This window comes from Variovorax sp. Soil_C_26 (assembly GCF_057657075.1).
The window spans coordinates 47,176-73,659 of the sequence record NZ_JBDGJC010000004.1 but is presented as its reverse complement, the minus strand read 5'-3'; the positions used below and the strand labels follow the sequence as shown (position 1 = coordinate 73,659).

The 26,484-nt window shown below is 66.9% G+C and carries 21 protein-coding genes and 1 pseudogene; 13 read left to right on the top strand and 9 right to left on the bottom strand.

Annotated features, from left to right (window positions below; genetic code table 11):
- Nucleotides 1-15: 15 nt before the first annotated feature.
- Nucleotides 16-2,796, top strand: a complete 2,781-nt coding sequence (locus tag AC3A6G_RS13115) for an endo-1,4-beta-xylanase (RefSeq protein ID WP_487873825.1) — start codon at nt 16-18, stop codon at nt 2,794-2,796.
- Between the two features lie 54 nt (nt 2,797-2,850).
- Here the strand turns inward: AC3A6G_RS13115 and rrtA are convergent, their stop codons facing one another.
- The 3 genes and pseudogenes from rrtA to AC3A6G_RS13100 form a co-directional block, all read right to left on the bottom strand.
- On the bottom strand, nt 2,851-3,462 hold the full coding sequence (gene rrtA / locus AC3A6G_RS13110; RefSeq protein WP_487873824.1) for a rhombosortase: 612 nt from the start codon (nt 3,460-3,462) through the stop codon (nt 2,851-2,853).
- A 36-nt stretch (nt 3,463-3,498) separates the two neighbouring features.
- A pseudogene (locus tag AC3A6G_RS13105) lies at nt 3,499-3,600 on the bottom strand (YdeI/OmpD-associated family protein); the annotation flags it as partial.
- A 37-nt stretch (nt 3,601-3,637) separates the two neighbouring features.
- Nucleotides 3,638-5,974 (bottom strand): nitric-oxide reductase large subunit, encoded by a 2,337-nt coding sequence (locus AC3A6G_RS13100; RefSeq protein WP_487873823.1) that lies wholly within the window; start codon nt 5,972-5,974, stop codon nt 3,638-3,640.
- Nucleotides 5,975-6,519: 545 nt separating this feature from the next.
- On the opposite strand from AC3A6G_RS13100, the gene bioA reads away from it, so the two are divergent.
- From bioA to bioD, 3 genes are read left to right on the top strand one after another with little or no spacing between them, the layout of a single operon-like run.
- Nucleotides 6,520-7,914: an adenosylmethionine--8-amino-7-oxononanoate transaminase gene (bioA, locus tag AC3A6G_RS13095; RefSeq protein ID WP_487873822.1), complete on the top strand. Its 1,395-nt coding sequence runs from the start codon at nt 6,520-6,522 to the stop codon at nt 7,912-7,914.
- Nucleotides 7,898-9,130, top strand: coding sequence for an 8-amino-7-oxononanoate synthase (gene bioF, locus AC3A6G_RS13090; protein ID WP_487873821.1), 1,233 nt, complete (start codon nt 7,898-7,900; stop codon nt 9,128-9,130). The genes bioA and bioF overlap by 17 nt, the downstream gene beginning before the upstream one ends.
- Nucleotides 9,127-9,849: a dethiobiotin synthase gene (bioD, locus tag AC3A6G_RS13085; RefSeq protein WP_487873820.1), complete on the top strand. Its 723-nt coding sequence runs from the start codon at nt 9,127-9,129 to the stop codon at nt 9,847-9,849. Before bioF ends, bioD begins: the two co-directional genes overlap by 4 nt.
- 35 nt (nt 9,850-9,884) lie before the next feature.
- Here the strand turns inward: bioD and AC3A6G_RS13080 are convergent, their stop codons facing one another.
- The 5 genes from AC3A6G_RS13080 to AC3A6G_RS13060 are packed head-to-tail and all read right to left on the bottom strand — an operon-like array spanning nt 9,885 to nt 15,045.
- Entirely contained in the window at nt 9,885-11,165 is a 1,281-nt protein-coding gene (locus AC3A6G_RS13080) for a TRAP transporter large permease subunit (protein WP_487873819.1), read from the bottom strand.
- A gap of 12 nt (nt 11,166-11,177) precedes the next feature.
- A complete protein-coding gene (locus tag AC3A6G_RS13075) occupies nt 11,178-11,681 on the bottom strand; it encodes a TRAP transporter small permease (RefSeq protein WP_487860489.1) in 504 nt (167 codons plus the stop codon).
- A 16-nt stretch (nt 11,682-11,697) separates the two neighbouring features.
- On the bottom strand, nt 11,698-13,113 hold the full coding sequence (locus tag AC3A6G_RS13070) for an FAD-binding oxidoreductase (protein ID WP_487873818.1): 1,416 nt from the start codon (nt 13,111-13,113) through the stop codon (nt 11,698-11,700).
- A gap of 15 nt (nt 13,114-13,128) precedes the next feature.
- Nucleotides 13,129-14,148, bottom strand: a complete 1,020-nt coding sequence (locus tag AC3A6G_RS13065) for a TRAP transporter substrate-binding protein (protein ID WP_487860491.1) — start codon at nt 14,146-14,148, stop codon at nt 13,129-13,131.
- A 9-nt stretch (nt 14,149-14,157) separates the two neighbouring features.
- The gene (locus tag AC3A6G_RS13060) at nt 14,158-15,045 is read right to left on the bottom strand and encodes a fumarylacetoacetate hydrolase family protein (RefSeq protein ID WP_487873817.1); all 888 of its coding nucleotides are present in this window, start codon (nt 15,043-15,045) and stop codon (nt 14,158-14,160) included.
- Nucleotides 15,046-15,158: 113 nt separating this feature from the next.
- On the opposite strand from AC3A6G_RS13060, the gene AC3A6G_RS13055 reads away from it, so the two are divergent.
- On the top strand, nt 15,159-15,878 hold the full coding sequence (locus AC3A6G_RS13055; RefSeq protein WP_487873816.1) for a GntR family transcriptional regulator: 720 nt from the start codon (nt 15,159-15,161) through the stop codon (nt 15,876-15,878).
- 27 nt (nt 15,879-15,905) lie between these two features.
- On the opposite strand, the gene AC3A6G_RS13050 is transcribed toward AC3A6G_RS13055, so the two are convergent.
- Nucleotides 15,906-16,523, bottom strand: coding sequence for a YdeI/OmpD-associated family protein (locus tag AC3A6G_RS13050; RefSeq protein ID WP_487873815.1), 618 nt, complete (start codon nt 16,521-16,523; stop codon nt 15,906-15,908).
- Nucleotides 16,524-16,866: 343 nt separating this feature from the next.
- On the opposite strand from AC3A6G_RS13050, the gene AC3A6G_RS13045 reads away from it, so the two are divergent.
- From AC3A6G_RS13045 to AC3A6G_RS13010, 8 genes are all read left to right on the top strand, one after another.
- Complete coding sequence (locus AC3A6G_RS13045) at nt 16,867-18,093, top strand: alkaline phosphatase PhoX (protein WP_487873814.1); 1,227 nt, start codon at nt 16,867-16,869, stop codon at nt 18,091-18,093.
- A gap of 188 nt (nt 18,094-18,281) precedes the next feature.
- Nucleotides 18,282-19,895, top strand: coding sequence for a ShlB/FhaC/HecB family hemolysin secretion/activation protein (locus AC3A6G_RS13040; protein WP_487864728.1), 1,614 nt, complete (start codon nt 18,282-18,284; stop codon nt 19,893-19,895).
- Nucleotides 19,896-19,984: 89 nt separating this feature from the next.
- Nucleotides 19,985-21,790, top strand: a complete 1,806-nt coding sequence (locus AC3A6G_RS13035; protein WP_487873813.1) for a DUF2341 domain-containing protein — start codon at nt 19,985-19,987, stop codon at nt 21,788-21,790.
- 12 nt (nt 21,791-21,802) lie between these two features.
- Nucleotides 21,803-22,216, top strand: coding sequence for an ExbD/TolR family protein (locus AC3A6G_RS13030; protein ID WP_487864726.1), 414 nt, complete (start codon nt 21,803-21,805; stop codon nt 22,214-22,216).
- A 10-nt stretch (nt 22,217-22,226) separates the two neighbouring features.
- Nucleotides 22,227-22,919, top strand: coding sequence for an energy transducer TonB family protein (locus AC3A6G_RS13025; RefSeq protein ID WP_487873812.1), 693 nt, complete (start codon nt 22,227-22,229; stop codon nt 22,917-22,919).
- On the top strand, nt 22,916-24,781 hold the full coding sequence (locus tag AC3A6G_RS13020; protein WP_487873811.1) for a putative porin: 1,866 nt from the start codon (nt 22,916-22,918) through the stop codon (nt 24,779-24,781). The genes AC3A6G_RS13025 and AC3A6G_RS13020 overlap by 4 nt, the downstream gene beginning before the upstream one ends.
- Before the next feature lie 10 nt (nt 24,782-24,791).
- Nucleotides 24,792-25,532: a hypothetical protein gene (locus AC3A6G_RS13015; protein ID WP_487873810.1), complete on the top strand. Its 741-nt coding sequence runs from the start codon at nt 24,792-24,794 to the stop codon at nt 25,530-25,532.
- Nucleotides 25,529-26,470, top strand: a complete 942-nt coding sequence (locus AC3A6G_RS13010) for a peptidylprolyl isomerase (protein ID WP_487873809.1) — start codon at nt 25,529-25,531, stop codon at nt 26,468-26,470. Before AC3A6G_RS13015 ends, AC3A6G_RS13010 begins: the two co-directional genes overlap by 4 nt.
- Nucleotides 26,471-26,484 lie beyond the last annotated feature (14 nt).

Here is a 26,484-nt window from a genome sequence, read left to right as displayed (position 1 = left end):
CCCAAGGAGACAAGCATGCATCTGACCATCGAACGTGGATCTGCGAGGGGGCGCAGCAGACCTGGCTTCATGCGGCTTTTGATTTCGCTGCCAACCGGACTCGTGATCGCGAGCGCTGCCCTGGCGGCTGATCGGCCTTCGGATCCTGCGGCCTGGCCGGCGCTGAAGGACGTGTACAAGAACTACTTCCTGATCGGCAGCACCAATCTCGACGCGCGCAACTTCGGCGCCGAGGTGGTGCCGGGTGAAAACTCGGTCGCCGCCATGACCCTGAAACACTTCAACGCGGTGACGCCGAGCAACGCGATGAAGCCCGATTTCTGGAATGGGGGGATGAGCAATCTCACCCCCAATTTCCTTACCAATCTGACCTCGGGCATCAACGCCGACATCAGCGCGGCCAATGCGCGCGGCGTCAAGGTCACCGGGCACGTGCTGCTCTGGCACAACCAGTCGGCGCAATGGCCGGCCCCCAACGTCCTGACTTCGAACGGCGGATGGGAAACGCCGTGGGACTACGCAACGGCGAAGACCGGTCTGGAGCACTACGTGCGGACCGTGGCCGGCCATTTCGATCGGGAACCCTTCAAGGCCTACTCATGGGACGTCGTCAACGAAGCGTTCAAGGACAACCCCGACAACCCCGCCGACTGGAGGAACGCCCTGCGAACGGGCTACAGTCCCGAGGAGCGGCCGGCCCGATGGGCGCAAGCCTATGCCAAGGGTGGGAAGAGCTGGGAATACATGTATGACGCTTTCTATTACGCGCGCCAGAACACGACGGCCATCCTGAACTACAACGACTTCAACGACAACGAGCGCGCCTCGAAGGCCACGGCGATCGCTGCGATGGTCAAGGAATTCAATGAACGGTACGCGGCCGAATCGGCTGCCGGCAAGGGGCGGATCCTCCTGGACGCCAAGGGCAAGCCCAGGCCGCTGATCGACGTCATCGGCACGCAGGGGCATTGGGACATGAGGCTCAACCTCGACGCCTTCGAGCGGACCATCAAGACCTATCTCGAAACCGGCGCGAATGTCGATCTGACCGAGCTGGATCTCGCGCCGAACCTGGGCCTGGACAAAGGACAGCGGATCCAGAATGGCCCCGAAATGGAGGCCCTGTTCATGGAGCAGGGCATCCAGTACGCGAAACTTTTCAGCCTGCTCAAGGAATACGCCGCCGGCCCGGGAGGTCGTCACCCTGAGTACAAGGGAGGCGTGCACCGGGTTACCTGGTGGGGGATGACGGACCCGGGCTATCACACCAACGGGTACCCGTGGTCCAGCGTCGGCAAACCCAAGGAGGCGTACTGGGCCACGACGAACCCGGAGCAGTACCTCATCGATGCGGGCTTGCCGCCGAACGGCGTGACCGCCACTTTCAGCTATGGCGGCGAATCCTTCAAAGCCCGGACCTGGGGCGGCAAGAACGCTCAGGCGATGCTCGACATCAACGTGCCGGTCGACACGAAGAACGTCGTCTTCACCGCTGCCAACGTCTCCCTGCCCTCGGGGTTTGCCGTCGAGAGCATGAAGTTCAACCCGCCCGACTGCGCTGTGATTCCCGGCAAGCCCTGCCACGTGACGGTGACCGCGAGGGGGCCCGCACCGGCGGCTGCCCACGTGGAGAACACGGCGACGTTCGTGCTGTCCTTCGGCAAGATGACCGTCGGCTGGATGGATGCCGCCAACGCACTGGAGGCACCCCTCTCGTATGCGGAAGTCCGCTTCAGTGACGGTGTGACCCCATTCAAGCAGTACAAGACCTCCTACGGGAACGACGGCATGGCGAGAGCGACCGGCGTCACGGAAATGAAGGCGGTGCCGAAACATGGCCACAACACGCTCGTCCTGTCCTCACGAGACCCGATCAACAATCCGGTCGGACTGCGGTTGCAAAAGCATGCAGCGACGGAAAAAGCCTGGCGGCTCGCCACGAGAATCGAACCTGGGAGGACGTACATGGTCGTGTCCGGGGCGTCGGATCTCAACGGACAGACACAAGCCGCTGCTTTGACCAATCGAAGCAAGCCCGCGACCACGGCCTCACCTGAATCGCTGTCGCGCACGCCTGTCATCGTCCGTGGCGACATCCTTGTGCCCTTGCCCAATTCGAATGCACCCGCGAGCGAGCCCGCTCTGGCTCAGGACAACCTCAAGTTCGTCTTCGAAGAGGCAAAGAGCCCTGCAGCAGGGCCGTACGCCGCGGAGGAAGGGCACACGATGCAGAGCTTCATCCATGGCACCAATGTCTACCCGCATGTCATGTTCAGAGGCAATGGCGCGAATGGCACCGTCGTGGGGAACCAGCACTCGCTGATCACGCGCCAGACGAACGGCCAGGAGGGCTCGCAGATCGCCGAGAGATCGCTTGATCAGGCGGTCTGGTTCAACACGCCCATCGACCAGAAGACCGGCGAGATGAAGATGTTCCAGTATTCCGACAAGGACGGTGTCAAACAACACCATGTCCTGAAGGAACTTGGCGATGGCGAGACGCCGAACAGGGACGCCGGGAACGCCATCAGCCAGCGGCAGGCATCGGTTGGCGGGTTCGTCGCCATGCAGGCGGAGGGTCCCGCGGAGGGAACGAGCGTCAAGCTCTATGCCTACGACATCGAGCCCCAGGCGCCGAACAATGAGCCGCCGCCGACGACACAGCCCCCTGCGTCGCCGGGGATGGCGATCGCCTTCCCATTCACCAGGCGCGGCGGATCGTTCGACGCGGGCGACCTCGCGCTGGCGCTGGCAGGCCTCGCAGCGCTTGCGCTCGTCCGCCGCCGCCGGCCCTGAAGCTGTGAAGCTGTGAAGCTGTGAAGCTGTGAAGCTGTGAAGCGGGCGCCGAGGTCAGTCCTCGGCGCCGGCCTTTGCCCGCCGCAAGTGCAGCCACGCACCCTGCCACAGGCAGAGCGCTCCTGCGCACAACGCGCCGTACAGGTGCGCCTCGACCATCACCTCGCCGCCGATCAGCGCACGCTGCGCGTCCGGAGGCGGATGGAACATCTGCCAGCCGATGCGTGCGATGACGGCCACCATGACGATCCAGGCCACGCGATCGCCGCGCCAGGCACGCGGCGCCAGCACCCAGACGAACAGCCCATAGAGCACGCCGGAGAGGCCGGCGTAGTTCGTGGCCTCGGGCGATGCAGCCATCAGCAGGATCCCCACGCCCAAGGCCAGCACCACGATCGCGGCCGCCCAGGAACGCCCGCTGCAAGTGCCTGCCGCGAACGCGGCGCACAGCGCCAGCCCGCCAGTGTTCATCAGGCAGTGCGCCCAGCCGAGATGCACCGCATGCGCCGAAAGCAGGCGCCAGTACTGCCCGCCGAGCACGGCCGCGCGTTCGTAGCGCAGCGCTTCGTACACCGGCTCACCGCCCGCCTGCAAGGCCAGCATGAGGCAGGCGAGCGCGACGGGAACGAGCCAATTGGCGAAGGACCGCTGTGGAAGAGGTTGCACGGTGGCGGAATTGTGCCGTTAGCTTGCGGGTGATCGTCACGCCTTGGCAGCGGGCTCGAAGATGTGGATGGTCTCGCCGCGCGCGAGCTTCTCCACAAGCTGGGCGATGCGTCGGGCGCGCGTCTCGGGCTTCACGGCTTGGTGGCCACCATCCTTGCCGCAGCGCCGGGCCCATTCAAGATGGGCTGCCGGGCGCTTCCACCTCACCAGCCAGCCCAGGCTCTCGTCGGGGTGCGATCCATAGCCTCAGCACGAACCAGGCCAGAGCGAATGCACCCACACTGAAGAGGATGTCGCCTGGCGTGCGCATCCAGACCAGCGCTTCCACGATCGGCTTCTGCATGAACGCTGCTGAACGCGCATACCAATAACCGTGCTCAATCGCCGCCAGCAACTGCAGCGTGCCCAGCGGCAGCAGGGTCAGCACGCCCATCAGGGCCAGCCCGAGATTGAGCGACCAGAACGAAAGCTTCAACATCCCGGTGTTCCAGACCATGTGTCCGCGCAGGCCACGCAGGCAGAACAGGATCAGTGCGATGCCCAGCATGCCGTAGACGCCGAACAGTGCAGTGTGGGCATGCAACGGAGTGAGGTTGAGGCCCTGCATGTAGTAGAGGGACAGAGGCGGGTTGATCAGGAAGCCGAACAGCCCCGCACCCACCAGGTTCCAGAATGACACCGCGATGAAAAACATCACGGGCCAGCGGTAGCGAGCCATCCAGGGCGTTGCCTGCCCCATCTTCCAGGTGTGGTACGCCTCGAAGCCCAGATAGGCCAGCGGCACGACTTCGAGTGCGCTGAAGCTGGCGCCCAGTGCGACCACCGAAATCGGCGTGCCGATGAAGTAGAGGTGGTGGAGGGTGCCCAGGACACCGCCCGACATGAAGATGATCGTCGCGAACAGCACCGCGATGTTGGCGCTTGATGTCCTGATCAGCCCCAGGCGAGTGAAGATCAACGCCATGACCGCGGTGGCAAACACTTCGAAGAATCCTTCGACCCACAAATGCACCAACCACCAGCGCCAATACTCCACCTCGGAGAGGTGGGTGTGCTCGCCCCACATCAGTGCCGATGCGTAGAAGAGGCCGATGGCGACCGTCGAAAGGAACAGCAGCCCCACGATCGATTTGGAGTGACTGGACGGTCCTTTCAAGATCGGCCACAAGGCCCGTCCAACCATCACGACCCAGAGCAGCAGGCCGATGAAAAGGTACCACTGCCAGAACCGCCCCAGGTCGGCGTACTCCCAGCCCTGGTGTCCAAACCAGAAGTTGTAGTCCAGGGGCAGGATCTGCATCACCGCGAACCACTGGCCGGCAAACCCTCCGCTCACGATGAGCAGCAGCGATACGAACAGGAAGTTGACGCCGAATCGCTGGTACTTGGGTTCATGGCCCGAAAGCGCCGGAGCAATGTACAGCCCGGTGGCCAGCCACGCTGTCGCGATCCAGAGCACCGCCAGTTGGGTGTGCCATGTCCGCGCGAGCGAATAGGGCAGGTAGTTGGACAACGCGAAGCCGTAGGCGGCCTGCCCCTCGACCTGGTAGTGGGCGGTGATCGCGCCGAGCAGGATCTGCAGAAGGAACAACGCAAGAACCACCCAGAAATACTTGGCAGTGGCGCGCATCGATGGTGTTATCCGCAGCGATGCGAAGGGATCGCTGGTCGGAACCGCGCGCGCTTCTTCGGCGCGTCCATGGGTGATCGCGTGGTGCCAGCCCAGGATGGCGATGCCTGCGATCAGGAACAGAACGCTGAAGGCCGACCAGACCCAGAGCGCCGGCGGGGGCACGTTGCCCACGAGTGGCTCCGAGGGCCAGTTGTTCGTGTATGTCACCTTCTTGGCGGTCATGCCACCGGTGTCGGGCGCGGGCAGGTCCCCAGGCTTGTCGGCGCGTTCGGTGGTGGCAGCCCACGCCGTCCACCAAAAAAAGGCGCCAAGTGCGCGCCGGTTTTCGGCCGTACCGACCGTGGATTCCTTCATCGCATACTGCTCGCGCAGCTCGGCTGTTGCGCTGTCATTGCCGAACAGGCTGACGTAGTGCGCAGCGACGATGGACATGGCGGCGGCCCGGTCACCCGTTACCGTGATCGTCCTTGTCTGGGGATCGAAAGTGTTTTCGCGCATCATTGCCTGCAGGCGACCGCGCAGGGCGGACTGCTGCTCTGCAGATAGCTGCGCGTACGTGACGTCGGCACCCTGGCCGCGCGCCCATATGTCCAGCACTGCGGTCGCTTCACGATGGAGCCAGTCCGCGCTCCAGTCGGGCGCAACGTAGGCGCCGTGGCCCCAGATCGATCCCAGTTGCATGCCACCCGTCGACTGCCAAACCTGACGGCCTCTTTCGATGTCGCCACGGGTATAAAGGACGGCGCTGTCTTGCGCCACGACCTTCTCGGGCATTGGCGGCGCGGCGCGAAAGATCTCCCCACCAGCCCACAGCAGTACAGCGAACGAGGTCACCAGCAGAACGGCCAGCGCCGTCCAGAGCTTGCGAGTGCTGGTCATGCAAGTCTCCGTAGATTAAGAACGACGGCGGTCGAGCGTGCGGAGACTCCAGTCAGGTGGTCGCGGCCATTGGAAAGAAAGCGGTGCATGAGACCTCCTTGGTCAGGGAACGATGCGGCGGCAGTGGCCAGCAGCTCGTGCTTCGGAGGCTTGACGACCCACTATAGGCGCTTCATGGCGCGCACGGCACGCTCTCCATCAACAGCGTCAATGCCTGCGTTGCGCGAATCCATTCGGAAACCAGCCGGCAGCGGGCGATAGCGAGAGTCCGCCATAGAGCTGTCCGATTACAAAAAACGGTCCGCGGCCGTTGAGTTCGATCGACATTGCGCAGCTATATCTATCGCAAGAACGACAACTTGCGCTCTCGTCGCCGGTGCGGGGTTCGCTGAAAAGCGGCCATGTTGCGCGGCGCTGCGCGTAACTCGCCGCGTACCCGACCCAAGCTCGGGCTTCGGCGCGGATGTTCGACGCCGATCCGGTGGTTTGTCGCACGCGAGGCGCGTCGATACGATCGCGCCCTTCGCAACTCCAGCACGCAATGAATGGCCTCTCCGATCAATTCTTCCCTGCTGCCCGCGCCATCGAAAAACACCCGTTGGCAGCAGCGCAGCCGGCAACATGTGTGGCATCCCTGCACGCAGAGCATCCGGCTCGAAGCGGTGCCGCCGCTGCCCATCGCAAGGGGCAAGGGCGTGTGGCTGTTTGATCACGACGGACGTCGCTACCTCGACGCGACGAGTTCGTGGTGGGTCAACCTGTTCGGCCACGCCCATCCTGCCATCAATGCTGCGTTGAAGGACCAGATCGATACGCTCTCGCATGTGATGCTCGCGGGCTGCACGCACGCGCCGGCCGTCGAGTTGGCCGAACGGCTGGCCGCGCTCAGCGGGAATGCGCTGGGCCACTGCTTCTATGCATCGGATGGGGCCTCTGCCGTGGAGATCGCCTTGAAGATGAGCTACCACGCGTGGCGCAACGCGGGCCGCAGCGGCAAGCAGCGTTTCGTCGCAGTGCGGCAGGGCTACCACGGCGAAACGCTGGGCGCACTGCATGTCACTGACGTACCGGTGTTCCGCGGCGCCTACGGCCCGCTGCTGGCCGACGCACACCACGTTGCATCGCCCGACGCACGGGCCGCCCGAGCCGGTGAGGATTCCGTCGCGGTGGCGCGCCGTGCAGCGGCGGACCTCGAGACGCTGCTTGTGCGGCAGCATGAGTCGATAGCCGCCGTGATCGTGGAGCCGCTGGTGCAATGCGCGGCCGGCATGGCGATGCACGACCCCGAATACCTGCGCCTCGTGCGCGCGCTGTGCGACAGCTACGGCGTGCACCTGATCGCCGATGAGATCGCCGTCGGGTGCGGCCGCACGGGCAGCTTCTTCGCGTGCGAACAGGCCGGCATCTGGCCGGATCTTCTGTGCCTTTCGAAAGGCATCAGCGGTGGCTACCTGCCGCTGGCGCTGGTGATGGCGCGCGACGAAATCTACCAGGGCTTCGTGGACGACGACGTGGCGCGCAGCTTCCTGCATTCGCATTCCTACACTGGCAATGCGTTGGCCTGCCGCGCTGCGCTCGCAACGCTGGACCTGTTCGAGCAGGAGGACGCGCTACGGCGCAACCGCGGCCGTGCAGAACGGATGAACGCGCGCCTGCGCGAGGCTCTGCGGGGCATGCCGGTCGATCACCTGCGCCAGCGCGGCATGATCGCCGCCTTCGACGTGCGTGCGCCCGGATCCCGCTTCGCCGAACGTTTCCACCTGGCTGCCAGGGCGAACGGACTGCTGATGCGCCCGATCGGCGCGACGGTCTACCTCATGCCGCCGTATGCGATCGGCGAGAGGGAGATCGACCTGCTCGTCGACGGAACGATCGCCACGCTGAAGGACGTGGCCGCCTCCACCCGCACGCAAGGAGAAGGCGATGTCGCGCTTGCTTGACCGCCTGCAGCACGAGATCGCAGCCCTCGACGCGCAGTCGCTGCGCCGCTTCCGGCAGATCGCCGAGACAGCCTGCGCACCCGGGCAGTCGCTCACGCTTGCCGGTTCGGCCGCGCAGCGCGCGATGCTTTGCTTCAGCAGCAACGATTACCTGGGCCTCGCCGCGCATCCGGCGCTGGCCGCTGCGATGGCAGAAGGCGCGGCGCGCTACGGCACGGGCAGCGGTGGCTCGCACCTCGTCCTGGGCCACTCGCGCGCGCATGCCGAACTCGAGGAGCGGCTGGCTTCCTGGATGGCCCCGTACATTCCGCAGGCGCAGAGCCTGTTCTTCTGCACGGGCTACATGGCGAACCTTGCTGTTCTCTCGGCGCTCGGCGGTGCGGAGGCCGTGATCTTCTCCGAGTCGCTCAACCATGCGTCGCTGATCGATGGTGCGCGGCTGGCCAAGGCGCGCGTCGAGCGCTACCCGCACCGCGGAGTTGCCGCGCTCGACGCACAGCTCGGCGCCTGCAACGCGCCCGTCAAGCTGATCGTGAGCGATGCCGTCTTCAGCATGGACGGCGACATCGCGCCGGTGGCCGAACTGCTCGCGCTGGCGGAACGCCACGACGCGTGGCTCGTGCTTGACGACGCCCACGGCTTCGGCGTGCTCGGCGCCACCGGCCGTGGCGTGCTGCAAGCTGCGGCGCTGCGTTCGGAACGGCTGGTGCTGGTCGGCACGCTTGGCAAGGCGGCCGGCGTGTCGGGGGCGTTCGTGGCGGCGCATCGCACCGTCATCGACTACCTCGTGCAGCGGTCGAGGCCCTACATCTTCAGCACCGCCGCACCGCCGGCCATCGCGCATGCGCTGCTGGCGAGCCTTGCGATGATCGAGGGTCTTGAAGGCAGCCTGCGCCGCTCGCGTCTCGAAGAAAGGATCGTGCAATTTCGGCGTGGACTCCGGGAGATCCTGCCGCCCGACGGCAGCGCCTGGTTGCCGGATTCGCCCACGGCGATCCAGCCTTTGATCGTCGGCGACAACGCACGTGCGATGCACTTGATGGCGCACCTCGACGCCAGCGGCTTGCGCGTCGGCGCGATCCGCCCGCCGACAGTTCCTCCGGGCACCGCGCGATTGAGGATCACGCTGTCGGCCAGCCACAGCGAGGCCGACGTGGATCGGCTGGTCGACGCTGTGGGCAAGGCCTTGGCGCAGCCCTGGAGGGACGCCGCATGATGCCGCTGCGCTGGTTTGTCACGGGCACCGACACGGGCGTGGGCAAGACGCTGGTGAGCAGCGCGATACTGAGCCTGCTGGCCGCATCGGGGATGAAGGCAGTCGGAATGAAGCCGGTGGCCGCGGGCCTGAGCTTCGTCGAGGGTGAATGGCGCAACGACGACGTCGAGCAGTTGCGCGCGGCTGGCAATGCCGACGCGCCGCTAGCGCTGCGCTGCCCCTACCTGCTGCGCGCGCCGATGGCCCCGCACCTCGCTGCCACCGAAGAGGGCGTGCGCATCGAGTTGCCGCCTTTGCTGTCGGCCTTCGCGGCATTGGCGCGGCGCGCCGAGGCGGTCGTGGTCGAAGGCGTGGGCGGTTTCCGCGTGCCGTTGGGCGACGATTTCGACAGCGCCGACTTGGCCGTCGCACTGGGCCTGCCGGTGATCCTCGTGGTGGGGCTGCGGCTGGGCTGCCTCAACCATGCGCTGTTGACGGCCGAGGCCATCCGGACGCGCGGCCTCTTGCTGGCGGGGTGGGTCGCAAGCAGCATCGATCCCGCGATGCTCGCGCCCGAAGCCAACCTACAGACACTGCGCGCCGCGCTCGGCGCGCCCCTGCTCGGCGTCGTGCCATACCTGGCCGAGCCCGACCCGGCCAGCGCCGCGCGGCACCTCGACCTGCGAGCCTTGCGCGCCATTGCGGCGCATGCCGCATCGCGGCCCGCTGCGACATGCTGAATCGCCCGGCGCTTCAGGTTGGCTCGAGGACATCGTCAACGTGTCAGGAATTGAAGAGGCACCATCACGATCTGCGGAAAGAGCACCAGCAGCAGCAGCACGCCCAGCTGCGCCAGCAGATAAGGCAGCACCGCGCGGATCACCGGCTCCATGCGCACCCTGGCGACCCCGCAGACCACGTTGAGCACGGTGCCCACGGGCGGGGTGATCAGGCCTATGGCGTTGTTCATGATGAACAGCACGCCGAAGTAGACGGGGTCGATCCCGGCCATCTTCACGATCGGCATGAGCACCGGCACCATGATCAGGATCGTGGGCGCGAAGTCCAGCGCGGTGCCCACCACGAAGACCAGCAACAGGATGACCAGCAACAGCAGCGTCGGGCTGTCCACCAGCGGCTGCAACAGGTCTGCGACCACCATGGGGATGCTCGCCGCGGCAATCAGCCAGGCCGAGACCTGCGCCGCGGCGACGAGGAACATCACGACTGCCGAGGTCTTGCCGGCCGCCAGCAGCAAGGCGTACAGCTGCGCGACCTTCAGCTCCCGGTAGACGACGAAGCCCACGAACAGTGCGTAGAACACGGCAATGACGGCGGCCTCGGTCGGCGTGAAGTAGCCCGCCTTCAGGCCGCCCACGATGATGACCGGCAGCAGCAAGGCCCAGAGGCCCGCAAAGGTGGCTTGCCAACGCGCGCGCAGCGGCATCTTCTCGCCGCGCGGCATGTCGCCGCGCCTGGCCTGGAAAGCCCAGGTCAGCACCAGCGCCACGGCCATCAGCAAGCCGGGCACGATACCGGCAATGAACAGCTTGGTGATGGAGATGTTTCCCACGACGCCGAGCATGACGAAGCCGATGGACGGCGGGATGATCGGCGCGATGATGCCGCCCGAGGCGATCAGGCCCGAGGCACGCGGGATGTCGTAGCCGGCCTTGCGCATCATGGGGATCAACAGCGCCGCCACCGCGGCCGTGTCGGCGATCGCCGAGCCCGACAGCGACGCCATCAGCACGCATGCGAAGACGGCCACATACCCCAGGCCGCCCTTGAAGTGGCCGACCCATGCGCTGGCCACGTTCACGATGCGCCTGCTGATGCCGCCGGCGTTCATCAGCTCACCCGCAAGCACGAAGAACGGAATGGCCATGAGAGGAAAGCTGTCGGCGCCGGACAACATGTTCTGCGCCATGATCTGCGCATCGAAGAAGTCCATGTACAGCATCATGGCCATGCTGCAGGCCATCAGCGCAAAGGCAATCGGCACGCCCAGCGCCATGGCGGCGAGCAGCGCAACAACGAAGATGGTGACGATCATGGCTGTGCGTCCTCAGTCCGTGCTGCCGGTCTGCAACAGTGCCTGCGCGCTGGTCTTCCCGAGCAGCAGGCGCACCATGTTGGCCAACGCCATGATGGCAATGGACGCTGCGCACAGGTAGGCCACCGAATACACCACGGCCAGGGAGATGCCGGTCACCAGGCCGATGTTGGCGGCGTTGAGCGCGTACTGCCTGATCAGGCCCCACAGCAGGACGGCGCAGCACCCGAACACCAGGCCCTGGGCCAGCACCACGGCCACGAACTGCGCCTTGCCGGTCAGCCGGCGGACCACCATGTCCACGCCCATGTGGCCGCCTTCGCGCATCGCGAGGATGGCGCCCAGGAAGGTGAGCCAGATGAACATGAAGCGCGACAGTTCTTCGGAGACGTTGATTCCCGAATCGAAGAAGTGGCGCAGCAGCACGTTGCCGAACACCATCAGGCACATCGCGGCCAGGCACAGGACCATCACCAGTTCCAGCGCCTTGAAATACCAGTGGATCAGTCGTTTCATTGCTGTCTGTGCACGTTCAAGAAGACGGGGCAGCCACGGGCTCGGCCCCGGAGAAGATCTTTCCGGGGTTCATGATGTTGTGCGGGTCCATGGTGCGCTTGATCTGCCGCATGAGATCGACCGGGGCGCTGCCCAGTTCGTCGAGCAGGAAGCCTTGCTTGTGCAGGCCGATCCCATGCTCGCCGGTGCAGGTGCCGTCCATGGCCAGGGCGCGCGCCACCAGGCGTGCGTTGAGGTGTTCGGCCTGGTCGAGTTCGGCCTGGGAGGCGCCGTCGACCAGCATCTGCACATGGAAGTTGCCGTCGCCCACATGGCCCACGATGGGCGCGAGCATGCCGCTGCGCTGAAGGTCGTGCGCGGTCTCGGTCACGCAGGCGGCCAGATGCGAGATCGGCACGCACACGTCGGTGACCACCGAGCGGCTGCCCGGACGCAGTTGCAGCGCGGCGAAATAGATGTTGTGCCGAGCCTCCCAGAGCCGGCTTCGTTCCTCGGGGCTGCTGGCCCACTGGAACTGCGCACCGCCACCGTCCGTTGCAATGCTCTGCACCACGTCGACCTGCTCGCGCACGCCCGCTTCGCTGCCGTGGAACTCGAAGAACAGATGGGGCTGTTCGGGCAGCCCGGTCTTGCTGTACAGGTTGAGCGCCTTGATGGCCACGCCATCTGCAAACTCGCAACGCGCGATGGGCACGCCCATCTGGATGATCAGGGCGACGGCTTCCACCGCCGCGTGGATGTCCGCGAAGGCGCATACCGCCGCCATGATGCTCTCGGGCTGGGGATAGAGCCTGACGGTGGCCTCGACCAGCACGCCGAGCGTGCCTTCGGAGCCGACGAACAGCCGTGTCAGGTCGTAGCCGGCAGCCGATTTCCTGGCCCGGCGTGCGGTCTTGATGACCGCGCCATCGGCCGTGACGGCGGTGAGGTTGAGCACGTTCTCGCGCATCGTGCCGTAGCGCACCGCATTGGTTCCCGACGCGCGCGTTGCGCACATCCCGCCGAAGCTCGCATCGGCGCCGGGGTCCACGGGAAAGAACAGGCCGGTGTCGCGAAGCAGCGCATTGAGCGCCTTGCGCGTCACACCGGGTTGCACGGTGGCGGTCTGGTCCTGCGCATGGATGGCCAGCACCTGGTCCATCTGCTGCAGATTCAATGTCAGACCCCCCTGCGCGGCCAGCGTGTGGCCCTCGAGCGAGGACCCGGCGCCGTACGGCACCAGGGGCACGCGATGCACGCGGCACAGGTTGACGATGGCCACCACTTCCTGCGTGGTGCGTGCGAATGCGACCGCATCGGGCGGCATGGCCGGCAGGACCGATTCATCGCGGCCATGGTGCGCGCGCACGGCGGCGCTGGTGGACAGGCGATCGCCCAGCAGCTGGCTCAGGTTCTCGAGAAAGACGGCAGGCAGTGGAGGGCGGGAATTCACAGTGGAGCGGGAACGTTATTGGGCGGCGCGAACGCGGGCGATCTCGCTGCGAACCAGGGTCATGAACTCGGGCCCGATCTTCTCCAGGTGCGGCGCGATGGCCGGCGGCACGCGGTCGCGGATGGCCTGCAGATCGGCGGCGGAGAACTGGGTCACCTGCATGCCCTTGTCCTTCATGCCCTGCAGCGCGCTGCTGGCCTCGGCGGCCGTGGTTTTGCGCTGGAATGCGGTGGCCCTGGCGGCGGCGGTGGTCATCATCTGCTTCTCGGTGGCCGAAAGGCTGTCCCAGAATTTCTTGGACACCGCAAAGATCAGCGGCGAGTAGACGTGGCCAGACAGCGTCATGTACTTCTGCACTTCGTAGAAGCGCTGGGTGTACATCAGCACGACGGGATTCTCTTGCCCGTCGAACGCCCGCGTTTCCAGTGCCACGAAGAGTTCCGACCACGGCAGCGGCGACGCATTGGCGCCGATCGCCTTGAAGGCGTCCAGCGTGAGCGGGTTGGGCTGGGTGCGCAGCTTCAGCCCCTTGAGGTCGTCCAGGGTGTTGACCGGGCGCTTCGAATTGGTGATGTGCCGAAAACCGTTCTCCCACCAGCCCAAGACATGGATGCCGACACCGGCGAGCTTGTCGTTCAGGTGCTTGCCGACCGGTCCGTCGAAAACGGCGTGGGCTTCGGCTTCGGTGTTGAACAGGAACGGAACGTCCTGGAACCCCAGCTCCTTGACCTGGCCCAGCAGCGCCAGCGCGCTGCCGGTGTAGAACTCCTGCACGCCGCCCTGCAGCGCACCCAGCATCTGCGGGTCGGGCCCCAGCGCCTGGTTGGCGATGACGGCGGTCTTCATCTTGCCGCCGGTCGCTTTTTCCATCTCGGCCGAGAACATCCGGGCCGCCTGCCCCGCCGGGTGCGCGTCGGCCATGCCGTGGCCGAAACGCGCGGTGCGCGCCTTGATGTCCTGCGCACCCGCGCTCCATGGCGCCAGCACCGCGAGCGTGCTGAAGGCTGCAGTGGAAATAAATCGGGACCAGTTCATGGTGTCTCCTCAGTGGTTGACGGGCGGGTGGGACGCGGGCCTGCTCTGCACGCGATTGCGCAGAAGGCCGATGCCTTCGATCTCGACCTCGCAGACGTCGCCAGGCCTCATGTAGAGCTTCGGCTCGCGCGCATGCCCGATGCCCGAGGGGGTTCCGGCGACGATGAGATCGCCCACTTCAAGGGTGATGGCTTCGCTGATCGTGACGATCAGCGATTCCACGTCGAACACCATGTCGCTGGTGTTGGCCGATTGCACGGTCTGCCCGTTCAGTCGCGTCTCCAGCAGCAGGCCGCGGGCGCCCGGCGGCAGTTCGTCGGCCGTGACCAGCCAGGGTCCGAAAGCGCCGGTGCCGTCGAAGTTCTTGCCGACCATCCATTGCGGCGACTTGAACTGGTACTCGCGCACGCTGCCGTCGTTGAACACCGAATACGCCAGCACGTGCGACAGTGCGTGCTCGCGCGTGATGCACGCACCTGCCTTGCCGATCACCACGACCAGTTCGCCTTCGTAGTCCAGCGTGTCCGAGAGCGCGCTGTGCAACATGGGTGCTTCATGCGCGACCAAGCTGGTGGTGAAGCGGGAAAAGAGCGTGGGGTAGTCCGGCTGTACAAAGCCGCTTTCTTCCGAGTGGTCCCGGTAATTCAGCCCGACACAGATGATCTTGGCGGGACGACCGAGCGGGGCCAGCAATTGCACCTGCGCCAGGTCCAGCGCAGGCTGTTGGCGCATCACGGATGCTGCGGCATCGAGCGCCGGCCGGCCCTGGCGGATCAGGTCGTCGAGTGCGCCCGGATACGCGAGGGCGCTTTGCGTCGTGCCGTGCCATGCGTCGCCAGCCGCGTCGTGGACCGCCCAGCCTTCGCGTCCTTCCGACAGAAAACGCAGCAATTTCATGTGTCTCTTTCCTTTGAATGACCTGAACTTTGTTTTCATCAGGCGATATGTATAATTTAGCTAACAATATATTATTCGGCAGCTAGTACATACCCGGATAAAATTTCAGAGCCATGCTGCCTACCGCCAAACCCACGCAGGCCGAGACGGTCTGTCGCCTGATACGCGCCGAGATCCTCGACGGCCAGTTGCCTGCCGGGGCAAAGCTGAACATCGGCGCACTGGAGAAGCGCTTCGAGGTCAGCCTCGGGGCCATTCGGGAGGCTTTGTCTCGCCTGAGTGCGGAGGGCATGGTGATCGCCGAGTCCCATCGCGGCTATCGGGTCAGTCCGGTCAGCCGCGAAGAACTGCTGGACATCACCCGCACCCGCGTCGAGATCGAGTCGTTGTGCCTCGCGCAGGCGATGAGGCTGGGCGACGTCGAATGGGAATCGCGCATCGTCGCTGCCGCCCATCGCATGGAACGGCTGCAGGACTCGCCAGCCGACGCGGAAACGCGGGTCACCGACGTCTGGAGCCATTCGCACAAGGAATTTCATGAAGCGCTGGTCAGCGCGTGCCCCAGCCCCTGGCTACTGCGGCTGCGCAAATTGCTGCACGAGCAGAGCGAGCGCTATCGCCGCCTTTCGGCCCCTCTGGAAACCGACACCCGCGATGTGCGCGGTGAGCACCGCCGCCTGACCGAGGCGGTGCTGAAGCGTGACGAAAAAGCGGCCCTCAAAGAGCTGGAACAGCATTTCCTTGCAACGGCCGAGATCATCTTGCGATCACCTCTGCTTGCAGCACCCCAGAGCCGTCCGTCGTCTTCACGTGCTTCTTTTGCGCCGCAATAGAAGCGTGCCAGGTCCGCCTCGTCGAGATCACGCCTTCGCAGCGGGCTTGAAGATGTGAATGGTCTCGCCGCGCGCGAGCTTCTCCACAAGCTGGGCGATGCGTCGGGCGCGCGTCTCGGGCTTCACGGCAGTCTGTATCCGCCACAGCACCGCGTAGCGATTGGCCGCATTGATCGTTGCAAAGAAGGCCTTGGCGCTCGGCTCGGCTTCGAGCGCCGCCAGCAGGTCCTCCGGCACGGTGGACGTGCGCGCGCCGTCGTAGGCCCGCGCCCATCGTCCGTCGGCCTTGGCGGCCTCGATCTGCGCGTGGCCCGACGCCTGCATGCGGCCCGCTTCGATGAGCGCCGCGACCTTGTCGACGTTGATCTTCGACCAGACGCTGCGCGCGCGCCGCGGCGTGAAGCGCTGCAGAAAGTGCTGGTCGTCGAGCCCTTTCTTCTGGCCGTCGATCCAGCCCCAGCAGAGCGCGATCTCCACCGCCTCGGGGTAGGTGACACTGGGCTCATCGGCGCCCCGCTTGGCGATCTTGAGCCAGAGGCCGTCGGAGGTGGCGTGGTTCTTCTTCAGCCAGGTCTCGAAGGCCTTGGCGTTCTTGAACAAGGCCGGGGAGGCGTCGGGTTGGATGGCTGGTTTGGCGGCGGGCATCGCGTGGAGTGTGCCGCAGCGAGCGAGCCGACACGCGGTTGACATCGACGCCGGCCAGGCTTACGCCTTTTCACGTTTCGAGACCACGAAGATGCCCGACATTGTTCCTCTCGACCTTCCTGGTCGTCGTCGATTTTTGCGCTTGTCGCTCGCGAGCGGTGGCGGCGTGTCCGTCGCCAGCTTCGTTGCAGCCTGCGGGGGCGGCAGTGACCGGATCGTTCCCGTACTGGGGGCGGCACAACCCCCTGTCCCTGCGCCCGCACCAGAACCTGCACCGACGCCTGCACCCGAACCCGCACCCGCGCCGTCCGAACCGCCCCGTTCGACGAGCCCGTTCGAAGACATGTCCGAACTGCAGCCCGCCGATGCCAATGGCGTGATGCTGCCCCAGGGTTTCAGCTCGCGCATCGTGGCGCGATCGGGCCAGCCCCCGCTGCCGGGCAGGCCGGCCTGGCACGGCGCTCCGGATGGCGGGGCGTGTTTCGCCGCTGCAGATGGCGGCTGGGTCTACGTCAGCAATTCCGAACTGGCCCTGGACGACGACATGAAGCCTGCCGGTGGCGCCGGCGCGCTGCGCTTCAGCAAGGATGGCGAACTGATCGACAGCTACCCGATCCTCAAGAACACCGGAGGCAATTGCGCTGGCGGAAGCACGCCATGGGGCACCTGGCTGTCCTGCGAGGAGTTCGAGCTGGCCCCGAACGATCCGCTGGTCGCGTTGATCGGCCGAAGCGCCGGCCTGGTGTGGGAGTGCGATCCGTTCACGCCGTGGGTCGACGGCCAGACGGGACGAAGCTTCCCCGCGCTGGGCCGCTTCTCGCACGAGGCGGTGAGTGTCGATCCATTCAACCGCGTCCTCTACCTGACCGAGGATTCCAGCGGTGGCCGCATCTATCGCTTCGTCTGCGATGCGACCGACTGGCCCGAGGGGCTGGACCGGCCGCGCTTGCAGAACGGCAAGCTGCAGGTGCTGCAGCTTCGCGGCCTGCCCGCAAACGCCGAGGTGATCGCCGCCGCAGCAACGGCTGGGCTCGACATCGACAAGCCATGCGCAGTCGACTGGGTCGATGCCCTCCATCCCGAGCAGGGCCAAGGCTACGTCCGCCTCGCGGTGGCGCCCGCGGAAGGCGTCGTCCCGCCGGGCACCTTCTTTCCGAAATGCGAGGGGACCTGGTACTTCAACGGCATCGTCTACTTCGCTACCCAGAGCAACCACCGCATCTGGGCTTTCGACGTCGCGAACCAGACCATCGAGGTCATCTACGACGGCAACAAGAACTCGGTCGACCCGGTCACTTTCGCCGTCAACCGGCCTGACAACATCACGATCACCGCACTCGGCGAAATCATTGCGACCGAGGATGGCGGCAACCTGGAAGTCGGCATCGTGCGTGCCGACCGCAGTGCCCAGGTGATCGCGCGCCTGGTCGGACACAACGCAAGCGAAACCACCGGGCCGGCCCTCTCTCCGGACGGGACGCGCCTGTATTTCAGCTCGCAGCGCGGCACGACGGGCAGATCCGAGGATGGCATCACTTTCGAGATCGTCTTGCCCCGCCCGGCGCGGTGACGACGCCAAGGTGAAGAGTCTGCTCAAGGCCTCCCGATCGGGAGGCCTTTTTTCTTGATGAAGTTTTCGTGACAAACCGCAGTCGTTGCGTACGCCACGCGTCTAGGTAACCGTACGCAGCAGCGACATCGAGGCTCTCCATCATGAGCCGCTGCAAGCGAGCTTCATCCTTGAGAACCGAGCTGTAAATGCATGACATGAAGAAGAGCCGGCCGCCGCTGTGCTGGAAAGCGGTGTGGCTGGCAGTGATGGCGCTGGGCAGTCCGGCGGCGGCCCTGGCCCAGGAGGCCGCGGCCCCCGCAGAACCCGCCCGCAAGGTCGACATCGCCGAGTACATCGTGCGCGGCAACACCGTGCTCGATGCGCGCGCCATCGAAAAGGCGGTCACGCCCTTCCTCGGGCCCGAGCGCACGCTCAAGGATGTGGAAGCGGCGCGCGACGCGCTGCTCGCGGCCTACCAGGCAGCGGGCTACCAGTCGGTGTACGTCGACCTGCCCGAGCAGCAGGTGACCCAGGGCGTGGTGTTCCTGCAGGTCAACGAGACCCGCGTGGGCCGCGTGCGCGTGGTGGGCGCCGAATACAACTCGCCGCTCGACGTGCGCGACCAGGTGCCGGCGCTGAAGGAGGGCGGCGTGCCCGACTTCAACCAGGCGCAGGCCGAACTCGCAGCGCTCAACCGCGGCCCGAAGCGGCAGGTGATGCCGCTGGTGCGCCAGGGTGCGATGCCGGGCACGATGGACGTCGACCTCAAGGTCCAGGACTCGAGCCCATGGCGCGGCAGCGTCGGCCTCAACAACGACTACAGCGCCGACACGCGCAAGCTGCGCGCGACGGCCTCTCTGGGCCACGACAACCTCTGGCAGCTGGGCCACAGCGCCTCGCTGAGCTTCTTCGGCGCGCCGCAGGACCTGAGCCAGACCCAGGTGTTCTCGGCCTCGTATGCGGCGCCCATCTCGGGCACCGCGTGGAGCGTGGAGGCCACCGCCTTCGTGTCCGACAGCAACGTGGCCACTGTGGGCGGCACCGACGTCCTCGGCAAGGGTCACTCGATCGGGGTGAAGGCCACCTATACCGTGCCGAACGCGGGCAACTGGTGGCACGCGTTCAGCGTGGGCATCGACTTCAAGAACAACAAGGAGGCGCTGAGCCTGAACGGCACGGCCGACACCGTGCCGCTCAAGTACGCGCCGGTCACGCTGTCGTACACGGGCTTCCGGCAGTCGGACAAGAGCCAGCTCGGCGTGGGCGTCTCGCTGGTGGCGGGCACCAGCAGTTCGTTCAACTACGGCAGCGACTGGGCCGCGTTCGACTACAAGCGCTACAAGGCCTCGCCGAGCTTCATGGTGCTGAAGGCCGACCTCAACGGCACGCACACCTTCGGCGGCGGCCAGCAGCTGTCGTTCCGCTTCAACGGCCAGATGACCGATTCGCCACTGGTGTCGAGCGAGCAGATCGCCGGCGGCGGCATGAACTCGGTGCGCGGCTATCTCTCGGCCGAAGCCACCGGCGACTACGGCGTGGTCGGCTCGGTCGAGCTGCGCAGCCAGCCGCTGACCTTCCTGGGCAGCACGGTCGAGAACTGGCGCGTGTATGCCTTCGCCGATGCGGCGCGGCTGCGCCTGAAGAGCCCGCTGCCCGAGCAGGACGAGCGCTTCTCGCTGTATTCGGTGGGCCTGGGCACCACCTTCAAGGTGGGCACGTACCTGTCGGGCCGCGTCGACATCGGCTATCCGCTGATCGATGGTCCGCGCACCCAAAAGCACGACACGCGCGTGAATTTCAGCCTCACCGCGAGCTATTGAAGCGCACGGCTTTCATCCGCCTTCTTTCCTTCGCTCATTCCTTTCCTTCTTTCTTGTCTCTCTCTACGAGCTTTCCGGAGAACCCTGTCATGCGACGCATTCTTTTCATCGTGCTCACCCTGCTGAGCACGCTCTTGCCGGGCCTGGCCCACGCCTGGTGGCAGGCCGAATGGGCCTACCGCAAACCCGTCACCATCGACGGCGGCCCGCAGGCCGGCGCGATCGGCAGCGATGCCGGCCGCGCGCCGGTGCTGGTTCGCCTGCACACGGGCAACTTCAAGTTCGAGGGCGTGAGCGAGACGGGCGCCGACCTGCGCTTCGTGGCGGGTGACGACAAGACCGTGCTGAACCACCAGATCGAGCAGTTCGATCCGCTGCTGGGCATGGCGCTGATCTGGGTCGACGTGCCCAACGTCTCGGCCGGCACGCCGCAGAAGCTGTGGATGTACTACGGCAACCCGAAGGCGCCCGCATCGGGCAACGGCCAGCGCAGCTTCGACCCCGACTACACGCTGGTCTACCACTTCGCCGAGGCGGCCGTGCCGCCGCGCGACACCACCGCCTACGGCAACCACGGCCAGACCGCAGCCGTGCCGGTCGAAGGCACGGTCATCGGCAAGGGCGCGCAGCTGGGCAGCGGCCCGCTGATGCTGCCCGCAACGCCGTCGCTCGCCGTGGCGGCCGGCGGTGCGCTGACCTTCTCGGCCTGGGTCCGGCCCGATTCGCTCGGCGCCAGCCAGGCGATCTATGCGCGCCGCGACGGCGCGGGCGAGTTCGTGGTGGGCATCGACCAGGGCGTGCCCTTCGTGCAGGTCAACGGCCAGCGCAGCACGCCGGGCCAGCCGATCCAGGCCGGCCAGTGGTCGCACCTCGCGGTCAAGGCCGAGGGCGAGAGCGTGGCGCTGTACGTGGGCGGCCGTCCGACGGTGACGCTGGCGGCCAGACTGCCGGCGTTGAACAGCGCGGCCGCGCTCGGCAGCGACGCACCGGGCAGCCTGCCGGTTGCGGCTGGCGCGCAGCCCGCGGCCGCCTTCGCGCCCTTCACCGGCGCGGTCGACGAAGTGCGCCTCTCGAAGGTGGCGCGCACCGACGCGCTGCTGCTGGCCGATGCCGTGTCGCAAGGCGCGGAGTCCCGCCTGACGGTGTTCGGTGCCGACGAGCAGCAGGCCGGCAAGAGCCACTTCGGCTACATCCTGGCCGCGATGCCGCTGGACGCCTGGATCGTGGTGGGCCTGCTGGGCCTGATGATGGTGCTGTCGTGGGCCATCATGATCGGCAAGGGCCGCAGCTACGGCGCCACTTCGCGCGCCAACGCGGCCTTCATCGAGCACTTCCGCGAATCCGCCGGTGCCCCGCTCGACCGCCTGGCGGTGAGCAACACCGTGCCCGAGCGCGTGCGCGCCGACTCCTCGCTATGGCGCCTGTACGAAGTGGCCATCGACGAGATGCGCCGCCGCCATGACCGCGGCTACGACCTGAGCGCCGTATCGACCGCCACCATCGGCGCGATCCGCGCCGCCATGGACGGCGTGATGGTGCGCGAGACCGAGCGCATGTCAAAGCGCATGAACTGGCTGTCGACCACCATCGAGGGCGCGCCCTACGTGGGCCTGTTCGGCACCGTGATCGGCATCATGCTGGTGTTCGTGGTGGCGGCGATGGCCGGCGCGGTGGACATCAACTCGGTGGCCCCGGGCATGGCGGCGGCGCTGCTGTGTACCGCGGCCGGCCTGGGCGTCGCGATCCCCGCGCTGTTCGGCTACAACTGGCTGGCCTCGCGCTCCGACGCGATCGGCGCCGACATGGCCGTCTTCGTCGACGAGTTCGTCACGCGCCTGGCCGAAGAGCAGGGCGAGGGCCGCTCGCTGCCCGTGGCCGTGGCCAAGCGCGCCTGAGTCCGCAACGCCATGGCCAACAGTGCAGCCAAGTTCGCCGTGCGCAAGCGCACGGGCGGCATCAACATCACGCCCTTCGTCGACGTGCTGCTGGTGGTGCTGGTGATCTTCATCCTCACCAGCAACGCCAGCATTCCGGGCATCAAGGTCGACCTGCCGAAAGCCAGTGCCTCGGTGGCACTCGAGAAGCCCAAGACCAAGGCGATCACGATCGACAACGGGGGCAACGTGTTCCTCGACGCCTATCCGGTGACGCTGCCCGAGCTCGAGGAGCGCCTGCGCACCGAGAAGGCGCTGTCGCCGGACTTCCCGGTGATCGTGCGCGGCGATGCCAGCGTGCAGTACGCCAAGGTGGTCGACGTGCTCGACCTGCTGCGCCGCATCGAGCTCAACCAGATCGGCCTCGTGACCGGCAAGCAGAAGTGAGGAGCGGAGCGTGAAACCTCGCGATCCGAACGCCGGCTTCTGGCGTCGCTGGGGCGGCACGGCCATCGGCCTGGCGGTCTTCGCCGCGCTGGTGGCGCTGGTGTGGTATCTGCTGTCCGACACCGCGAGCACCAAGCGCGTGGTGGCCGATGCGCCGATGCTGATGCTGCCGCCCCCACCGCCGCCCGAGCCCGAGAAGCTGCCCGAACCCGAGCCGGAAAAGATCAAGCCCGAAGTGGTCGAGCCCGAGCCCAAGCCGGTCGAGCCGCTCGAAGCGCCCAAGGACGACGCGCCGCCCAGCCCCTCGAAGGACCTGAGCGACCTGGTGACCATGGACAGCGCGGGCGAAGCCGGCAACGACGCCTTCGGCATCCAGGCCGGCAGCGGCGGCGGCATGAGCGGCACCGGCGCCGGCGGCGGCCTGGGCAGCGGCTCGTATGCGCGCTATGTCTCCAGCCTGCTGCAACAGGCCCTGTCGCGCGATGCGCGCACCCGCCAGCTGGTGTTCGACGACATCCAGATCGACCTGTGGCTCGGCGCCGACGGCCGGACCACGCGGGTCCAGCTGGTGCGCGGCACCGGCACCAGCGACATCGACGAGGCGGTGCTTGCGCTGGTGCGCAACCTCGACCGGCCGGGCGAGACGCCGCCGGCGTCGCTGCGCTTTCCGATGCGCGTGTCCATGAAGGGGCGCCGCCCATGAGCGCGGCGACCTTCCGCGCGGCCCGTGCCGATGCCCTGCCAGTCCCATTCAATCCTGTGAACGAAGCGATGAACCATCTCATCAACATCCAGAGCCGGGGCGCCATGCCGACCCTGCGCAAGTGCGCGCTCGCGGCGGCCGTGGCCTCCGCGTTCGTCTTCGCGGCCAGCAACGCCGCAGCGCAAGCGGCGCCCACACCCGCTGGCGAATCCACCATGGTCAAGCTGATCCGCGGCCTGATCCAGAGCGGCACGCTCGCCAAGGACGTGGGCGAGGCGCTACTGGCGCAGGCCCAGACCGAAGCCATGGCCTCGCAGCAGGCGCAGCAGCGCATCGCCGCCTCTGCCACGGCTGCCTCTGCAAGCACCGCCGGCGGGCTGCGGCTCGAAGCCGGCGACGTGCGCGTGCCCTATATCTCGCAGACCGTGCGCGACCAGATCCGCGACGAGGTCAAGACCCAGGTGATGGCCCAGGCCAAGGACGAAGGCTGGGCCGCGCCGAACGAAACCCCCGAGTGGAGCAAGCGCATCCGCCTCGAAGGCGACGTGCGCATTCGCAACGAATCACGCAGCTACGCGGGCAACAACAGCAATATCGAGATCAACTGGCCCGCGCTCAACGACGGCAGCGGCTACGACGTCAACCCGAACACCAACCTCGCGCTGCCGTCGATCCTCAACACCCGGCAGGACCGCCGCAACCTGTTCCGTGCGCGTGCGCGCCTGGGCGTGCTGGCCGACCTGTCGGAGAACACCAAGGCCGGCGTGCGCCTGGCCTCGGGCAGCGACGAGAGCCCGGTCTCGACCACCCAGACGCTGGGCGGCGGGCTCGGCAAGAAGAGCGTGTGGCTCGACCAGATGTGGATCTCGCACAAGCCGGTCGACTGGCTGACTGTGACCGCCGGCCGTTTCGGCAACCCGTTCATGTCGAGCGACCTGGTCTATTCGAACGACCTCAACTTCGACGGCATCGCCGCGCAGTTCGACAAGAAGCTCGCGTCCAACCCGGACCTCTCGCTGTTCGGCACGCTCGGGCTGATCCCGCTCGAATACTCGTCGGACAATTCGCCAAGCCGCAGCCAGGAAAAGATGGCGAGCGAGAACAAGTGGCTGCTCGGCGCGCAGATCGGCGCCGACTGGAAGATCAACGACGACAACCGCGTGCGTGGCGCGCTCGCGTACTACAACTTCCGCAACATCAGCGGCCAGGTCTCGCAGCCCTGCGCGCTCTACGCCGGCGCCGACGGCTGCAGCACCGACTGGTCGCGCCCGGCCTTCATGCAGAAGGGCAACACGCTCATGCTGCTGCGCGACATCGCGCTCGATCCGCTCAACCCGGCCAGCACGCCGCAGCCGCAGTACGTGGGCCTGGCATCGCGGTTCCGCCTGATCGACCTGAACCTGCGCTGGGACACCGCGGTGGCGGGCAACAACCTGCGCCTGGACGCCAACTTCGTGCGCAACACCGCGTACGACGCGAACGACATCTGGAGCCGTGCGGGCGCGCGCGGCGCCATCGTCAACAACTTCGGCCCCACGGGCGGCACCGCGCAGAGCGACTTCAAGAGCGGCGGCAACGCCTACATGCTGCAGGCCACCTACGGCAAGCCATCGCCGTCGGCGCGCGGCGACTGGAACGTGCTCGCGGGCTACAAGCGCATCGAACCCGACGCCATGCCCGACGGCTACAACGACTCGACCTTCCATGGCGGCGGCACCAATGCCCGCGGCTACTTCCTGGGCGGCTCGTACGCGATCGACAAGAACATGTGGTTCACCGGCCGCTGGATCTCGACCAAGGAAATCTATGGACCGCCGCTGTCGATCGACACCCTGCAGCTCGAATTCAATGCGCGATTCTGAGGAGGCCCCCGTGTCCAGAAAACATCTTTCGGCGCTGGTGCTGGCCGTGCTGACCGCCACGGCCGGCGTGGCCCACGCACAGCAGGCGCAGGGCCAGAGCATGGAGGAACGGCTGCGCGCCCAATTGCGCGTGACGACCTCGCAGCTGCAGCAGGTGCAGAACGAGCTGGCCGCGCTGAAGGCCGGCCAGCCCGCGGGTACCGGTGCCACGGCCGCAGCTGCCGCGCCGGCGCCGGCCGAACTCGAGGCGCTCAAGAAGGAGCTGGCGCAGAGCCAGGCGCAGCTGTCGGCCGAGCGTCATGCGCGCGGCCAGGCCACCGCCGGCACCGAGCAACTGCGCCAGCAGGCGCAGGCCGCCAACGAAAAGGCCGCCGCTCAGGTGGCGCAGTACCGCGGCGCCTACGACGAGCTGCTGAAGATGGCGCGCGCCGCCGAGACCGAGCGCCAGCGCCTCGCGGGCGAGGCCGCGATGCAGCGCACCGCCCTCACGCAGTGCGAGGCCAAGAACAAGCAGCTCTATGCGGTGGGGCAGGAGATCCTGCGCGCCTACGAGACCGTCGACCTGGGCAGCGTGCTCGCATCGCGCCAGCCCTTTGCCGCGCAGAGCCGCGTCAAGTTCGAGCAGATCGCGCAGCAGTACGGCGACAAGCTGTACGAAGGCAAGTTCGACGTGCGCGCGGTGAACACGCCCGCGCCCGCGGCTGCCGCTGCCGCCACAACGGCGGCCCCCGCCGCGGGAGACAAGCCATGAAGCGCACCAAGTCGTCGTCCACCGTGTTGGCGCAGGGGCTTCGCGCCGCCGCCGGCGTGGTGCTCGTCTCGTCGATGGGCGTGGCCGCCGCGCAGGCGCCCGCACCGGGTCAGGCCGTGGTCGCGCGCCTGGGCGACGCCACGGTCCGGCAGGACGAGGTCGAGCGGCTGTTGCAGGCGCTGCCCGAGGCCGAGCGCACCGCCGTGAAGGCCGACCGCGCGAGCCTCGACGCCTGGCTGCGCCAGCGCCTCGTGAGCGAGGCACTGCTGCGCGACGCGCGCGCCAAGGGCTGGGCCGACCGCCCCGAGGTGAAGGCGCAGATCGATGCCGCCGTGCGCGAGGTCACGTCGCGCATCGTGAGCAGCAGCTACCTCGATTCGGTGAGCCAGGTGCCGGCGGGTTTTCCGTCGGACGCCGAACTGAAGGCTGCGTACGAGCAGGGCAAGGCCAATTTCAACCTGCCCGCCGCCTACCGCGTGGCGCAGATCTACCTGGCCACGCCCGAGCGCGATGCCGCCGCCATGGCCAAGGTGCGCGACACGGCCACAGCGATCGCCCGCGAGGCGCGCGCCGGCGACTTTGCCGCCCTGGCGCGCGCGCGCTCGCAGGATCCGCGCAGCGCCGAGCGCGGCGGCGAGGTCGACACCCTGCCGCTCGCGCGCATCCTGCCCGCGCTGCGCGACACCATTGCGAAGCTCAAGGTCGGCGAGGTCAGCGAGCCCGTCGAGGCCGAGGCCGGCTTCCATGTGGTGAAGCTGCTCGGTATCCAGCCCGCGCGCACCGCCACGCTCGACGAGATGACGCCGCAGCTGCGCGCCGCCCTGCGTCAGCAGCGCCAGCAGCAGCTGGTGCAGGCCTTCCTGGCGCAGCTGGCGCCGCCGGCGCAGTTGAGCATCGACGCCGCCGCGCTCGACGCGGCACTGAAGAAGACGAACTGAACAACCCAAGCCCA

What these genes read in the sequence shown, in the direction of transcription:
- AC3A6G_RS13115 (WP_487873825.1), top strand. Translation starts at nt 16, where the DNA reads ATGCATCTGACCATCGAACGTGGATCTGCGAGGGGGCGCAGCAGACCT.
- AC3A6G_RS13100 (WP_487873823.1), bottom strand. Translation starts at nt 5,974, where the DNA reads ATGACCAGCACTCGCAAGCTCTGGACGGCGCTGGCCGTTCTGCTGGTG.
- bioA (WP_487873822.1), top strand. Translation starts at nt 6,520, where the DNA reads ATGGCCTCTCCGATCAATTCTTCCCTGCTGCCCGCGCCATCGAAAAAC.
- bioF (WP_487873821.1), top strand. Translation starts at nt 7,898, where the DNA reads ATGTCGCGCTTGCTTGACCGCCTGCAGCACGAGATCGCAGCCCTCGAC.
- bioD (WP_487873820.1), top strand. Translation starts at nt 9,127, where the DNA reads ATGATGCCGCTGCGCTGGTTTGTCACGGGCACCGACACGGGCGTGGGC.
- AC3A6G_RS13080 (WP_487873819.1), bottom strand. Translation starts at nt 11,165, where the DNA reads ATGATCGTCACCATCTTCGTTGTTGCGCTGCTCGCCGCCATGGCGCTG.
- AC3A6G_RS13075 (WP_487860489.1), bottom strand. Translation starts at nt 11,681, where the DNA reads ATGAAACGACTGATCCACTGGTATTTCAAGGCGCTGGAACTGGTGATG.
- AC3A6G_RS13065 (WP_487860491.1), bottom strand. Translation starts at nt 14,148, where the DNA reads ATGAACTGGTCCCGATTTATTTCCACTGCAGCCTTCAGCACGCTCGCG.
- AC3A6G_RS13060 (WP_487873817.1), bottom strand. Translation starts at nt 15,045, where the DNA reads ATGAAATTGCTGCGTTTTCTGTCGGAAGGACGCGAAGGCTGGGCGGTC.
- AC3A6G_RS13055 (WP_487873816.1), top strand. Translation starts at nt 15,159, where the DNA reads ATGCTGCCTACCGCCAAACCCACGCAGGCCGAGACGGTCTGTCGCCTG.
- AC3A6G_RS13050 (WP_487873815.1), bottom strand. Translation starts at nt 16,523, where the DNA reads ATGCCCGCCGCCAAACCAGCCATCCAACCCGACGCCTCCCCGGCCTTG.
- AC3A6G_RS13045 (WP_487873814.1), top strand. Translation starts at nt 16,867, where the DNA reads ATGTCCGAACTGCAGCCCGCCGATGCCAATGGCGTGATGCTGCCCCAG.
- AC3A6G_RS13040 (WP_487864728.1), top strand. Translation starts at nt 18,282, where the DNA reads ATGCATGACATGAAGAAGAGCCGGCCGCCGCTGTGCTGGAAAGCGGTG.
- AC3A6G_RS13035 (WP_487873813.1), top strand. Translation starts at nt 19,985, where the DNA reads ATGCGACGCATTCTTTTCATCGTGCTCACCCTGCTGAGCACGCTCTTG.
- AC3A6G_RS13030 (WP_487864726.1), top strand. Translation starts at nt 21,803, where the DNA reads ATGGCCAACAGTGCAGCCAAGTTCGCCGTGCGCAAGCGCACGGGCGGC.
- AC3A6G_RS13020 (WP_487873811.1), top strand. Translation starts at nt 22,916, where the DNA reads ATGAGCGCGGCGACCTTCCGCGCGGCCCGTGCCGATGCCCTGCCAGTC.
- AC3A6G_RS13010 (WP_487873809.1), top strand. Translation starts at nt 25,529, where the DNA reads ATGAAGCGCACCAAGTCGTCGTCCACCGTGTTGGCGCAGGGGCTTCGC.